12 protein-coding genes and 1 pseudogene are annotated in these 12071 nt (G+C 72.6%); 7 read left to right on the top strand and 6 right to left on the bottom strand.

Annotation, left to right across the window (positions count from 1 at the left end):
* Positions 1-364 (bottom strand): annotated as a pseudogene (locus ACIA6T_RS13805) (D-alanyl-D-alanine carboxypeptidase); the annotation flags it as partial.
* Between the two features lie 223 nt (positions 365-587).
* Here ACIA6T_RS13805 and ACIA6T_RS13800 point away from each other — a divergent pair.
* The 3 genes from ACIA6T_RS13800 to ACIA6T_RS13790 all read left to right on the top strand — a co-directional run bounded on the left by ACIA6T_RS13800 (position 588) and on the right by ACIA6T_RS13790 (position 3103).
* Positions 588-1343, top strand: a complete 756-nt coding sequence (locus ACIA6T_RS13800; protein WP_399446711.1) for a GPP34 family phosphoprotein — start codon at positions 588-590, stop codon at positions 1341-1343.
* A 484-nt stretch (positions 1344-1827) separates the two neighbouring features.
* Positions 1828-2685: a helix-turn-helix transcriptional regulator gene (locus ACIA6T_RS13795; protein ID WP_030869184.1), complete on the top strand. Its 858-nt coding sequence runs from the start codon at positions 1828-1830 to the stop codon at positions 2683-2685.
* A gap of 226 nt (positions 2686-2911) precedes the next feature.
* A complete protein-coding gene (locus tag ACIA6T_RS13790) occupies positions 2912-3103 on the top strand; it encodes a DUF397 domain-containing protein (protein ID WP_030869188.1) in 192 nt (63 codons plus the stop codon).
* A gap of 292 nt (positions 3104-3395) precedes the next feature.
* Here the strand turns inward: ACIA6T_RS13790 and ACIA6T_RS13785 are convergent, their stop codons facing one another.
* Complete coding sequence (locus ACIA6T_RS13785; protein WP_399446710.1) at positions 3396-3905, bottom strand: glutathione peroxidase; 510 nt, start codon at positions 3903-3905, stop codon at positions 3396-3398.
* Between ACIA6T_RS13785 and ACIA6T_RS13780 the strand changes: the two genes are divergently transcribed.
* The gene (locus tag ACIA6T_RS13780; RefSeq protein WP_399446709.1) at positions 3904-4146 is read left to right on the top strand and encodes a hypothetical protein; all 243 of its coding nucleotides are present in this window, start codon (positions 3904-3906) and stop codon (positions 4144-4146) included. The two genes, ACIA6T_RS13785 and ACIA6T_RS13780, sit on opposite strands and share 2 nt — an antisense overlap.
* A 73-nt stretch (positions 4147-4219) precedes the next feature.
* On the opposite strand, the gene ACIA6T_RS13775 is transcribed toward ACIA6T_RS13780, so the two are convergent.
* From ACIA6T_RS13775 to ACIA6T_RS13760, 4 genes are all read right to left on the bottom strand, one after another.
* Positions 4220-5038, bottom strand: coding sequence for an SAM-dependent methyltransferase (locus ACIA6T_RS13775; protein ID WP_399446708.1), 819 nt, complete (start codon positions 5036-5038; stop codon positions 4220-4222).
* Between the two features lie 90 nt (positions 5039-5128).
* Positions 5129-6505: an MFS transporter gene (locus ACIA6T_RS13770; RefSeq protein ID WP_399446707.1), complete on the bottom strand. Its 1377-nt coding sequence runs from the start codon at positions 6503-6505 to the stop codon at positions 5129-5131.
* Between the two features lie 3 nt (positions 6506-6508).
* Positions 6509-7429: an amidohydrolase family protein gene (locus ACIA6T_RS13765; RefSeq protein ID WP_399446706.1), complete on the bottom strand. Its 921-nt coding sequence runs from the start codon at positions 7427-7429 to the stop codon at positions 6509-6511.
* Between the two features lie 118 nt (positions 7430-7547).
* Positions 7548-8573: an amidohydrolase family protein gene (locus tag ACIA6T_RS13760; RefSeq protein WP_399446705.1), complete on the bottom strand. Its 1026-nt coding sequence runs from the start codon at positions 8571-8573 to the stop codon at positions 7548-7550.
* 206 nt (positions 8574-8779) lie between these two features.
* Between ACIA6T_RS13760 and ACIA6T_RS13755 the strand changes: the two genes are divergently transcribed.
* The 3 genes from ACIA6T_RS13755 to ACIA6T_RS13745 are packed head-to-tail and all read left to right on the top strand — an operon-like array spanning position 8780 to position 11917.
* Positions 8780-9451, top strand: coding sequence for a response regulator transcription factor (locus ACIA6T_RS13755; RefSeq protein ID WP_399446704.1), 672 nt, complete (start codon positions 8780-8782; stop codon positions 9449-9451).
* An 11-nt stretch (positions 9452-9462) separates the two neighbouring features.
* On the top strand, positions 9463-10875 hold the full coding sequence (locus ACIA6T_RS13750; protein ID WP_399446703.1) for an ATP-binding protein: 1413 nt from the start codon (positions 9463-9465) through the stop codon (positions 10873-10875).
* Positions 10876-10924: 49 nt separating this feature from the next.
* Positions 10925-11917 carry a TAXI family TRAP transporter solute-binding subunit gene (locus ACIA6T_RS13745; RefSeq protein ID WP_399446702.1) on the top strand — a complete coding sequence of 331 codons (993 nt, stop codon included), beginning with the start codon at positions 10925-10927 and terminating at the stop codon, positions 11915-11917.
* Positions 11918-12071 lie beyond the last annotated feature (154 nt).

Here is a 12071-nt window from a genome sequence, read left to right as displayed (position 1 = left end):
CGCCGGTGGCGCTCACGGTCGCACCGGTCTCGGAGGCGTCCTCGCGGTCCCCGGCGTCAGCCGTCCGGTCCGAGGTGTCCTCGGATTCGTCCGGGTCCGCCGAGCGGACCCACGTGGCCACCGCCTCGCGCAGACGGCCGGACTCCTCGCCCTCCCCGGAGGGCGTCTCCTCGCGCACCGACAGCACACGGGTGGCCGTGTCGGCGGTCCCGCGGCTCTCCGAGGGCTCGGCCCCGCGGCTCACCGCCAACCGGGGGTCCCGCTTCCCGGGAACCGGGCCCCCGTTCCCCGACGTCGTTTCTTCCGACGACTCGCGCTGCTTCGACCTGTCGGGGGACTCGCCCGCCACCGATGCCTCCTCCATGTGCCGCACGCCCCGCGTGCGCCAACCGAACCGTGAACCGCCCGCCCGTGACAGCACTCCGCAGCGCTGTCCGAACCATGTACCAGTGTCCTGTGTGCGGACTTCCCCCACGTGGTAGACGAGAACGACATACCTACTGGTTCCACTACGAAGTGGTCACGCACCCTCGACAGACCAATGTGAGAGGGGTCACCCTGTCATTCATCCACGCGGGGAGGCATGGATGGGCAGGAGCCGCAGAACACTTCCGGAGGAGCTTCTGCTGCTGGCGTTGGACCCGACCACGGGTACCACCGCACAGCCGCAGTCGCTCGACCTCGGTCTGGCCGGAGCGCAGCTAGTGGAGCTGGCGCTGGCCGGACGGATAGCCCCAGACGGGGATCGTATCGCCGTGGTGGTGCCACGGCCGACTGGAGACCCAACACTGGACTGCGCGTTGGAGTTGCTGCGAAGGCGCGGCGCTCCGGTACGGGCGGTCCACTGGATCGGCGGGCCGCGTCTCGGGCTGCGCCAGACCTACCTCTCGCATCTGGAGCGGTGCGGCATGGTGCACGCCGTGGCCGGACAGATGTGCGGGGTGCTGCCGACGACTCGCTACCAGGCGACGGACACCGAGATCAGCCGGGAGATCAGAACCCGGCTGGACTCCGCGATCCGCACCGGCGTCCCGCCGGACCCGCGGACCGCGGCGCTCGCCGCACTGGCGCACGCGGTCGGCCTCGGCAAGCACCTGTACCCGGGGAACGAGGGACGCTCCTCGCGTTCCCGGTTGCGGGATCTGATCCGGCACGACCCGATGGGCGGACTCGTCGCGCACGCCGTGATGGACGTCCAGAACGGCGTGGCGGCCCAGCCGCGCCGCAACTCCGCCCCGGCGGGCCGGCAGGCCCCCGCCGGCGGCCGGGGCGCACCGGAACCCGCCCGAGGCATTCCGGCGCAACCGCACCACGGATCCATGGCACGCGCCGCGGCCCACTGAGCCCGTACGTCCCCAGGGCTCAACGGCACGGCACGGCAGGGCCGACGGCACGCAGCGGCCGACGGATCCACGGCCGACAGACCCGGTCACGGGAGCCGCGGTCCGGGGGGGGGGGGGGGGGGGGGGGGGGGGGGGGGGGGGGCGCGCCCCCGCCCCCCCCCCCCCCCGCCCCGCCGCCGGGCGCCCCCCCCCCCCCCCCGGGGGGGGGGGGGGGGGGCGGGGGGGGGGGGGGGGGGGCGGGGGGGGCGCCGGGGGGGGGGGGGGGGGGGCCCCCCCCCCCCCCCCCCCCCCCCCCCCCCCCCCCGGCGCACCCGCGGCCGGCTTCGGCGCGCGCCAACACCCGCCACCACACCGTGAAGTGGCGTGTACCCGTCGTATATCCGCCGTTTTCCAGCGGCAGGAAGCCCCTTGGTGGCAGTCTGCTCAACAGCAGACACGCAAAGTGGCAAGTAGTACGAGGCACGCAGCCGGAGGTGCACGTCCCGTGGCGTCCAATGTCAATCCCACCGTCAGGCGGCGCCGGCTGGGCCAGGAGCTGCGCCGGCTCCGCGAGGTCAAGGGCATGACCGCCGAGGAGGTGGCGGAGCGACTGCTGGTGTCGCAGTCGAAGATCAGCCGCCTGGAGAACGGCAGGCGCAGCATCAGCCAGCGTGACGTCCGCGATCTGTGCGGGGTCTACGAGGTGGAGGACCAGCGGATCGTCGAGTCGCTGATGCAGATGGCCAAGGACTCGCGCCAGCAGGGCTGGTGGCACGCCTTCGGCGACATCCCGTACAGCGTCTACATCGGTCTGGAGACGGACGCGGAGTCGCTCCGGGTCTACGAACCGCAGATCATCACCGGGCTGTTGCAGACCCGCGCGTACGCCGAGGCGATCGTGCAGGGCGGTTCGCCGGAGTCGTCCGAGCAGGACAACGACAAGCGGGTCGAGGTGCGGCTGCGCCGGCAGAGCCGGATCACCGCCGAGAAGGACCCGTTGCGGCTGTGGGTGGTGCTGGACGAGGCGTCGCTGCACCGGGTCGTCGGGAGCCGGCAGGTGATGCGGGAACAGCTGGAACACGTCATGGAGTTGTCCCAGCTGCCGCACATCACCGTGCAGGTGCTGCCGTTCGAGGTCGGCGCGCACGCCGGTATCAACGGGCAGTACTCGATCCTGGAGTTCGCCGACGCGGCCGACTCCAGCGTCGTCTACATCGAGGGCGTCACCAGCGACCTGTACCTGGAGAAGCCGCACGACGTGCAGAAGTACACGGTGATGTACGAGCACCTGCGGGCCCAGTCGCTGAACGTGGAGGCGTCCCGGCAGCGCGTCGAGCGCCTCGCGAAGGAGTACGCGCGCTGAGCGTCGATCGGGAGGCGGCGGGATGATACACCGCTGACATGCCAGGTTGGAAGTATCACCTGGTATATGCCACCCGGTCGAGTGAACGACTGCTCCGAAAGAAGATGTTGGCGAGTAGCGTCGATCACGCCAACCACCAGCGAGGGTTGGCGAAATCCGTTCCGCGGGTCCACGCCGGAACACGCGGGCGGGTGACAGCAACTCAGCATCTGGCTACGGAGCGAACATGGCAATTCGTCTGGGCGCCACGGAAACGTGGACGACGTCCTCCTACACCAACAACAACGGCGCGTGCGTGATGGTCAGGTCGACCACCGAGGCGGCGCTGGAACTCGGCGACACCAAGGTCCCCGAGGGTCCGAAGCTGGCCTTCCCCGCGGACGCGTGGAGCGCCTTCGTGGCCTCGGTCAAGAGCTGACCGGTCCGGCGACCGGCCACCGGGCGACACCGGGCCGGCACGAGCACCACCGACAGGGCCCTCTCGACCAGTTCGCCGTCCTAGCCGAGAGGGTTCGGCCCGTGCCCTCTCGGCTCAGCCCGTCGTACGGGCCGCCGGGAAGGCCACGTCACACACCGGGTCCTCCGGGACCGCGCCGCGAACGCCCCGGTGCCGATCAGTTCCTCGTCCACGCCGACATCCTTCGTCGCCGGATGGCCTCTCCGCCCGGCGACGGACACGCTCACCCCTGCCCCAGGGGCAAGGTCAACGGTCAGCCGATGGCCTTCTCCACCGCCTCCACGACCTCCGCCGACTCCGGCTCGGTCTGCGGCGAGAACCGGGCGACGACCTCGCCGTCCCGCCCGATCAGGAACTTCTCGAAGTTCCAGCGGATGTCCCCGCTGTGCCCCTCGGCGTCGGCGAACCCGGTCAGCCGCTCGTACAGGGCGTGCCGCCCGTCCCCGTTGACCTCGACCTTCTCGGTCATCGGGAAGGTCACCCCGTACGTAGCCGAACAGAACTCGGCGATCTCCTCCGCGCTGCCCGGCTCCTGCCCGAGGAACTGGTTGCAGGGCACGCCGAGCACGGTGAAGCCCTGCTCCGCGTACCGCTCGTGCAGCCGCTCCAGACCGGCGTACTGCGGGGTCAGCCCGCACTTGGAGGCCACGTTCACGACCAGCACGGCCCGCCCCGCGTACTGGGCGAGCGAGGCGGAGCCGCCGTTCAGCGCGCCGATCTCGACATCGAGGGGAGAGGTGCCGTTGTTCTTCGCAGTCGTCATGAGCGCGAGCCTAACCCTCCCGGTCCTCGCCAAGTTCATGAGCGGCGCCACGATGTACGACCGTCCCCTCGGCTTCCGCTTCGACGCGAGCCGCCGGCTGCACACGGAGGAACTCCAGGTGCAGCCGGCGTGCGCGCGCACGGAGCACGAGTACCGGCGGGCGCAGGCGGAACGGGCGGCGCGGGAGCGGACGGAGCTGGAGGAGCGGATGGACCGGATCATGCGGACGAGGAGGGCCTGAGCGCACGGCGGGCCGGGGCGGGTCCGGGGCGTGCCGCCGAGGAGGCACGCCCCGGCCGTCGTGCCGCCGGTGGTCAGGGCTTGCGGCCCACACCGCAGTAGGCGTCCACGGCCGCCGCGTCGTCGCCGTCCTCGTCCGGCCGCCACTCCGGCACCCGTACGACGCCCGGCTTCACCAGTTCCAGCCCGTCGAAGAACCCGGCGATCTCCTCGACGCTCCGCACGTGGTACGGCACGGCACCGCTCGAGTTGTACGCGTTCGAGGCCGCGATCATGCCCTCGCTGGTGGCCGTGCTGTCGCTGATCACCAGGTGGCTGCCCGGGGGGAGACCCGCCATGAGCCGGCGCACCAGGTCGCGGGCCTGTTCGTAGTCGGCCACGTGGCCGAGCGTGTTGAGGATCATCAGGGCGACCGGCCGGGACAGGTCGAGCGTCCCGGCGGCGGCCCGCAGCACGGCCTCGGGGTCGTACAGGTCGGCGTCGAGGTACGCCGTTTCCCCTTCGGGCGTGCTGGTGAGCAGGGCGTTCGCGTGGGTGAGGACGATCGGGTCGTTGTCGACGTACACGATCCGGGAGTCCGGGGCGACGCGCTGGGCCACCTCGTGCGTGTTGTCGGCGGTCGGCAGCCCCGTGCCCACGTCCAGGAACTGTCGTACGCCCTGCTCGACGGCGAGGTGGCGGACGGCCCGCCCCAGGAACCGCCGGCTGGTGTGCGCCACGTCGACCAGCCCGGGGAAGATCCCCTTGATCTGGTCGCCTATCTCCCGGTCGACCTCGTAGTGGTCCTTCCCGCCGACGAAGTAGTTCCAGAACCGCGCCGAGTGCGGCTTGGTCGTGTCGATCCGGGCGCGTATCGCGAAACCGGAGCCGTCCTGGGTGATGTCCTCGGACACGGGCGAGCCTCCTGGGGTGGGCGGGCAAAGGCCTGTTCCCCCAATCTAGGCGAACAGGCCTTTGAAAACCGGGAGTTCACGCGGGCGTGATCACCGCGCCGGCGCGGTCTCCGGTTTCTTCTCCAGGGCTGCCGCACGGGCCTGCAGGGTGCGCGGTCCGAAGACGGCCAGGGCGACGGCCCCGACCAGCCAGGTCCCGGCGATGAAGTAGAAGACGCTCTGGTAGCCGCTGCTCTGGTAGAGCGCCGCGACGATCAGCGGGCCGGCGGCGTTCGACAGCCGGCCCAGCCCGTAGGAGACGCCGGTGCCCAGCGAGCGGCCACGGGTGTCGAAGAGCTCGGGGGAGTAGGCGTAGGCGAGGGCCGTGTAGCCGCGCTCGAACATGTTGACCAGGAAGCCGAAGACGATGATCAGCACCGGGTTGAAGGTCAGCCCGTACAGCAGGCCGCACAGCGCGATGACCGTGCCGAAGGCGGCCAGGCTCCACTTGCGTTCGAAGCGGTCGGTGACCAGGGACGCGAGATACGAGCCCAGCGGCGCGCCGACGGTGGTGAGCGCCACGTAGAAGACGGACTTCTCGACGCTGAAGCCCTCCTTGGCGAGCAGCGTGGGCGCCCAGCTGGAGAAGCCGAAGAAGCCGATGGTCTGCGTCACCCACAACACCGTGAGCAGCAGCGTCGGGAAGAGGTACTTCTTCTGCAGCAGCAGGCGCACCGGGGTCCGGGTCGACGGGGTCTCCTCCACGGGGGGCGCCGGCTCGGGGAGGGGGCCCTTCTCCGCGGCGACGCTCGCCTCGATCTCCCGCAGCACCTCGTCCGCCCTGGCGTGCTCGCCGCGGCTCTCGTACCAGCGCGGCGACTCCTTCAGCCGCCTGGTGAACAGGACGAGCAGGATGCCCAGCGAGCCCCAGAGGTAGACCAGCCGCCACGACCAGTCGTTGAGGGGTACGACCGCGCTGGCGATGAGGTTGGTGGCGGGGGTGCCGCAGATGCCGATGACGATGGCGTACGCCTGGAACTTGCCGCGTACGGCGGCCGGGTACATCTCGTTGACGTAGATGACGGCGACGACGGTCATCGCCGCCAGGCCCGCCGAGGTGAGCACGCGGAACACGCCCAGCGACACGATGTCCCAGGAGAACACCGAGACGAACGAGAAGGTGCCGAACCACACGGTGGTCAGCATCAGGGTCCGTTTGCGGCCCCACCGGTCGGCCATCGCCCCGGCGACGATCGATCCGAGGAACATGCCGACGAACGACAGCGAGGTCACGTAGGCGACCTGGTCGATGGTCACGCCCCACAGCTTGATCAGCTTGGGCGCGGTCGTCGCGAACGTGTTGATGTCCGCGAACTCGAAGAAGTAGGCGAAGGAGACGGCCACCAGGGTGACCTTGTGGAACCGGCCGATCGGCAGCCGGTTCAGCCGGTTCAGCGCGTTGGCGTGCGGTACGGGTGACTGCTGCATGGGTCAGCTCTCCTCGCCGGGCCAGTACAGGTGCATGGGGTTGTCGACGAGCAGCTTGCGCCGCTGCCCGGCCGTGACCGCGACGCGCGGCACGTAGTCGACCAGGAGGCCGTCGTCGGGCATGTGGTCGGTGAGGTTGGGGTGGGGCCAGTCGGTGCCCCACAGCACCCGGTCGGGGAACTCCTCCACGACGCGGCGGCCGAAGGGCACGACATCGGCGTACGGCAGCGGTGCGCCGTCGAGGGCGGCGGGCCCGGTGACGCTGAGGCGTTCGGGGCACGTCACCTTGACCCAGACGTCGCCCCGGTCGACGAAGCGCAGGAACCGGGAGAACTCCGGCCCGTCCACCGGCCGGGTCACGTCCGGCCGGCCCATGTGGTCCACCACCAGCGGGGTGGGCAGCGAGGCGAAGAAGTCCTCCAGGTCCGGCAGGTCGGCGCTCTCGAAGTAGAGGACGACGTGCCAGCCCAGCGGGGCGACCTTGTCCGCGATCGTCCGCAGGTCGTCTTGGGGCGAGGCGTCGACCAGACGCCGTACGAAGTTGAACCGCACCCCGCGCACGCCCGCCGCGTGCAGTTCCCGCAGCTCGCCCTCGGTGACGTCCGGACGGACGGACGCGACACCGCGCGCCCGGTCGCCGGCCGACCGTACGGCGTCCACCATGGCGGAGTTGTCGGTGCCGTGGCAGGTGGCCTGCACGACGACGGTGCGGTCGACACCCAAGTGGTCGCGCAGGGCGAACAGTTGGTCCTTGCCGGCGTCGCAGGGCGTGTACTTGCGCTGCGGCGCGAAGGGGAACGCGGCCTGCGGGCCGAAGACGTGGCAGTGGGTGTCGACGGTGCCGGGAGGGAGGCGGAAGGCGGGCTCGGACGGGCTGGGGTGCCAGTCGAGCCAGCCCGGGGTCTTGGGGGAGGCGGTGGGCATGGGTCTCCTCGGGGAAAGGGGAACGGGGTGGGGACGGGGCGCCGGGGTGAGGGGAACGAGGCGGGGACGGGGGCGCCGGGGAGGGGGAACGGGGTGGGAGCGAAGGGCTTCCGGCCGGTCAGCGGCCCTGGCGCCTGAGCAGCGCGTCCAGGCGCGGGTACACGGCGCGGGCGTTGTGCTCCTGGATCGCGGCGAGGTCGGCGGCGGGCAGCGCGGCCGCCTCGGCGTAGCGGCGGGTGTCGTCGAAGTGGTGGCCGCTGCACGGGTCGACGTCGCGGACGGCGCCGATCATCTCCGAGGCGAAGAGGATGTTCCTGGTCGGTACGACGTCGAACAGGAGGTCCGCGCCCGGCTGGTGGTACACGCAGGTGTCGAAGAAGACGTTGCCCAGGACGTGTTCCTCCAGCGGCGGCTTGCCGAGCGCCATCGCCAGGCCCCGGAACCGGCCCCAGTGGTAGGGGACCGCGCCGCCGCCGTGCGGGATGACCAGGCGCAGGTCGGGGAAGTCGGCGAACAGGTCACCCTGGACGAGCTGCATGAACGCCGTGGTGTCGGCGTTCAGGTAGTGCGCGCCGGTGGTGTGGAAGGCGGGGTTCACGCTGGTGCTGACGTGGATCATCGCCGGGATGTCGTACTCGACCATCTTCTCGTAGACCGGGTACCACGAGCGGTCGGTGAGCGGCGGGGCGGTCCAGTGGCCGCCGGACGGGTCGGGGTTCAGGTTCAGCGCGACGGCGCCGTACTCCTCGACACAGCGGACCAGCTCGGGGAGGCAGGTGGCGGGGTCGACGCCGGGCGACTGCGGGAGCATCGCGGCGGGCACGAAGCGCTCCGGGTACAGCCGGCTCACGCGGTGGCAGAGTTCGTTGCAGATGGCGGCCCACTCGGCGGAGGTCCGGAAGTCCCCGACGTGGTGCGCCATGAAGGAGGCGCGCGGCGAGAAGACCGTCAGGTCGATGCCGCGTTCGTCCATCAGCCGCAGCTGGTTCGCCTCGATGGTCTCGCGCAGCTCGTCGTCACTGATCCGCAGATCCGCGCGGGCCGGGGCCCGGGTGGGGTCGGTGAGCCCGGCGATCTGCCGGTCCCGCCAGGCCGCCAGGGCCGGCGGGGCGGTCGTGTAGTGGCCGTGGCAGTCGATGATCATGGCTGGTTCCTCTGCTCCGGTGCGTCGTCCTCGACCGCTGCAGCCTGGCTCCGCCCGCCACGGCGGAGGAGACGACCGGGCACAGAACTAACCTCTCCTTAACATTGCGGGCCCGGGGCGTCCGACCGTGCTCCGAGCGCACTCCCTGCCGTGGTCTACATTCGGAACCGGAGACTCCGTAACACGGCCGGAGGGAGGCGGGCGGGATGCAGATACTGCTGGCCGAGGACGACGACGGCGTGGCCGCGGCACTCGTCGAGGTCCTGTACGACCACGGCCACGACACCCGGCGGGTCCGCAACGGCAGGGACGTCCTGACCTACCACCGCAGCGCCGACCTGCTCCTCCTCGACCTCGGCCTGCCCGACATCGACGGCCTGGAGGTGCTGCGCGGACTGCGGGCGGTCAGCGACGTCTCCGTACTGATCCTCACGGCGCGCGGCGACGAGCGCTCCGTGGTGCGCGGACTGCGGCTCGGCGCCGACGACTACCTGGTCAAGCCGGTACGGCTCACCGAACTGCTCGCCCGGATCGAGGCCGTCACCCGGCGCACCGCGTCCCGCCCCGCCGCACCGGCCGCCCCCACCGCGCGCACGGTCCGCGCCGGTGACGTCGAGGTCGACCTCGACGCGCGCCGCGTCCGGGTGGACGGCACGGAGATCGACCTGACCGCGAAGGAGTTCGACGTCCTGGCCGCCCTGGCCGCACGGGCCGGTACGGCGGTCAGCCGGGAGCAGCTCCTGGACGAGGTGTGGGGCGACGCCCACCACGCCGTCTCCCGCTCCCTCGACGTCCACCTCACCCAGCTGCGCGCCAAACTGCGCCGCCCCGGCCTGCTCACCACGATCCGCGGCTTCGGCTACCGCTTCGGGGACTGAGGGGCCGGCGCGTGCGTACCCGGGTCCAGACCGTGCTGCTGGTGTTCGGCATCCTCGTGGTCGCCGCGTTCGCCGTGCCCCTGCTGCTGTTCACCGCCTCCGACCGCACCCAGCAACTGGTGCTCGCCCGCAGCTCCGCCCTCGACCGCTTCGCGTCCCTGATGGACCAGGCGGCGGCGACCGGCGACACCTCCGCGGTCGTCGCCGAGGCCCGCCGCTACACCCAGCTCTACGGCGAACCGCTCGTCGTCACCGACGTCCGCCGGGTCCCCGTCGTCCAGACCGGCGCCATGCGGGCCGCCGACCCGGCCGTCGCCCCGCTGATCGACGCGGCCCTGCGCAACCAGACCGCCCACCCCAAGGCCCCCCTGCGCCCCTGGTCCCGCGGCCACCGCACGTTCGCCGAACCGGCCGGCACCGGCACCCGGGTCACCGGGGCCGTCGTCATGCGGGCCTCGGTGGAGACCGCCGCGCGGGACATCACCCGGCGCTGGGCGGCCGTACTGGCCGGAACGGCCCTGGTCGCCCTCGCCTGCACGGCCCTCGCGCGGGCCGCCACCCGCTGGGTGGTCAGCCCGCTGCGCCAACTCGACCGCGCCGTGGGCCAGCTCGCCGCGGGACTGCCGCCCGAGCAGACCAGCGGCGGCGGCCCGCCGGAACTGCGTCAGCTGGCCACCGGCTTCAACCGCATGGCGAGCACCGTCACGGCGGCCCTGGAGCAACAGCGCCGGCTCGTCGCCGACACCTCCCACCAGATGCGCAACCCCATGGCCGCGCTCCGGCTCCGCGTCGACGCCCTGCGCACCCATCTGCCCGCCTCCGCCGACCGCACGTACAACGGCGTCACCGGCGAGCTCGACCGGCTGGAGACCCTCCTCGACGACATGCTGGCCCTGGCCACCGCGGAGCACCGGGCCGGGGAACTGACGGTGACCGACGGCACGGACGCCCGGTGCGACGCCGCCGAGGTCGCGCTGGGCCAGCACCGGCGGTGGGAACCGGTCGCCCGCCGCGCCGGAACCGGCCTCACCACCGACGCCCCCGCCACCCCGGTCCCGGCCGCCTGCACCGACCACGAACTCGCCCAGATCACGGACATCCTCCTGGACAACGCCATCAAGTACGCGGGCGGCCCCGGCGCGCGGATCACGCTCGACTGCGGCGTCGAGGGCCCTTTCGCGGTCCTCACGGTCACGGACGACGGCCCCGGTCTGGACGCGGACGAACTGGCCCAGGCCACGACCCGGTTCTGGCGCTCGACCCGCCGGACCGGGACGACGACCGGTACGGGCCTGGGGCTGGCGATCGCCGAACAGCTCCTGACCGGCCGGGGCGGCAGGCTGGAACTCGGCCCCGCGCGGCCCCGGGGACTGCGGGCCCGCGCGCTCCTCCCACGCGCCACCGCCGAGGGCGGTACGCCATGACCCCGTTTCCCGGCCGCCGTACCGTGCGTCTGCGTCGAGGGGGTCCGTCATGATCCCGTTCCCCGGCCGCCGTACCGTGCTGCGCACGGCCGTCGGATCGGCGACCGGCGTCGCCCTCGGGGGCGTGCTCGCCGGTGACGCCTCACGGCAGGGCCCCGGACCGGGCGGCGTCCTGCGTCTGGCGACCGGTGAGCCCACGGCCTTCTACGCGGCCTTCGGCCGGCTCCTCGCCGCCGAGATCGAACGGGCGCACCCCCGGCTGAGCTGCCGTATCCGCACCACTGCGGGCAGCATCGCCAACATCGAGCTGCTCCGCGACGGCCGCGCCGACCTCGCGCTCGTCCTCACCGACACCGCGCGCGCCGCCCGGGACGGCGGCCTCTTCGAGCGCCCGGTGCCCCTGCGCGCGCTCGGCAGGCTCTACGAGACCTACCTCCAGTTCGCCGTCCGCGCCGACTCACCCGTGCGCACCGTGTCCGACCTGGCCGGACACAAGGTGTCGCTCGGCGCCCTCGGATCGGGCGCGGCCCTCCTCGGCGAACGCGTCCTCGACGCCGCGGGACTGTCGCCCGGCACCGACGTCCCGGTCCTTCACCTGCGGCTGGCCGAGGCGGCCGACGCCGTACGGACCGGCGCCGTCGAGGGCCTGCTCGTGGCGGGCGGTGTACCGCTGCCCACCCTCACCGGCCTCGACACCGACCCCGGCCTGCGGTTCCTGCCGCTGGCCGGACTGCTGCCCCGGCTCGGCGGCCACGACGGCCTGGCCGGCTCGGGCCTGGAGGAGGTGCCGTTCCCGCAGGGCGCCTACCGCGGCGCGGGCGGCGTCGCCACCATCGGCGTGTCCAACCTGCTGGTGTGCCGCCCAGGCCTGGAACCCGCCGTCGCCGACGCGGTCACCCGCCTCCTCGTCCTGCGCGCGAGCGCCCTCGTCCCCGCCCACGCGGTCGGCGCCCAGTTCCTCGACGTCCGCACCCTGATCGGCACCGGCAGCGTCCCCCTGCACCCCGGCGCGGTCTCGGCGTACCGCTCGCTGCACGGCTGAGCGCGCCCGGACCGGCCGGCCCCCTTCGACGTCGCCTTCCAACGCCTCGGCTGACACATGTGGTGGGGGGGGGGGGCCGGGACCCCCCCCCCCCCCCCACCCCCGGGGCCCCCGGGGCCGCCGCCCCCCCCCGACCACCAGAAACCGCCGGTGG

It is taken from the genome of Streptomyces sp. NPDC051740 (genome assembly GCF_044453165.1).
Taxonomy (GTDB): domain Bacteria; phylum Actinomycetota; class Actinomycetes; order Streptomycetales; family Streptomycetaceae; genus Streptomyces; species Streptomyces atrovirens.
This window is presented reverse-complemented; position numbering and strand designations above follow the sequence as displayed.

What these genes read in the sequence shown, in the direction of transcription:
- ACIA6T_RS13800 (WP_399446711.1), top strand. Translation starts at nt 588, where the DNA reads ATGGGCAGGAGCCGCAGAACACTTCCGGAGGAGCTTCTGCTGCTGGCG.
- ACIA6T_RS13790 (WP_030869188.1), top strand. Translation starts at nt 2,912, where the DNA reads ATGGCAATTCGTCTGGGCGCCACGGAAACGTGGACGACGTCCTCCTAC.
- ACIA6T_RS13780 (WP_399446709.1), top strand. Translation starts at nt 3,904, where the DNA reads ATGAGCGCGAGCCTAACCCTCCCGGTCCTCGCCAAGTTCATGAGCGGC.
- ACIA6T_RS13785 (WP_399446710.1), bottom strand. Translation starts at nt 3,905, where the DNA reads ATGACGACTGCGAAGAACAACGGCACCTCTCCCCTCGATGTCGAGATC.
- ACIA6T_RS13770 (WP_399446707.1), bottom strand. Translation starts at nt 6,505, where the DNA reads ATGCAGCAGTCACCCGTACCGCACGCCAACGCGCTGAACCGGCTGAAC.
- ACIA6T_RS13765 (WP_399446706.1), bottom strand. Translation starts at nt 7,429, where the DNA reads ATGCCCACCGCCTCCCCCAAGACCCCGGGCTGGCTCGACTGGCACCCC.
- ACIA6T_RS13760 (WP_399446705.1), bottom strand. Translation starts at nt 8,573, where the DNA reads ATGATCATCGACTGCCACGGCCACTACACGACCGCCCCGCCGGCCCTG.
- ACIA6T_RS13755 (WP_399446704.1), top strand. Translation starts at nt 8,780, where the DNA reads ATGCAGATACTGCTGGCCGAGGACGACGACGGCGTGGCCGCGGCACTC.
- ACIA6T_RS13745 (WP_399446702.1), top strand. Translation starts at nt 10,925, where the DNA reads ATGATCCCGTTCCCCGGCCGCCGTACCGTGCTGCGCACGGCCGTCGGA.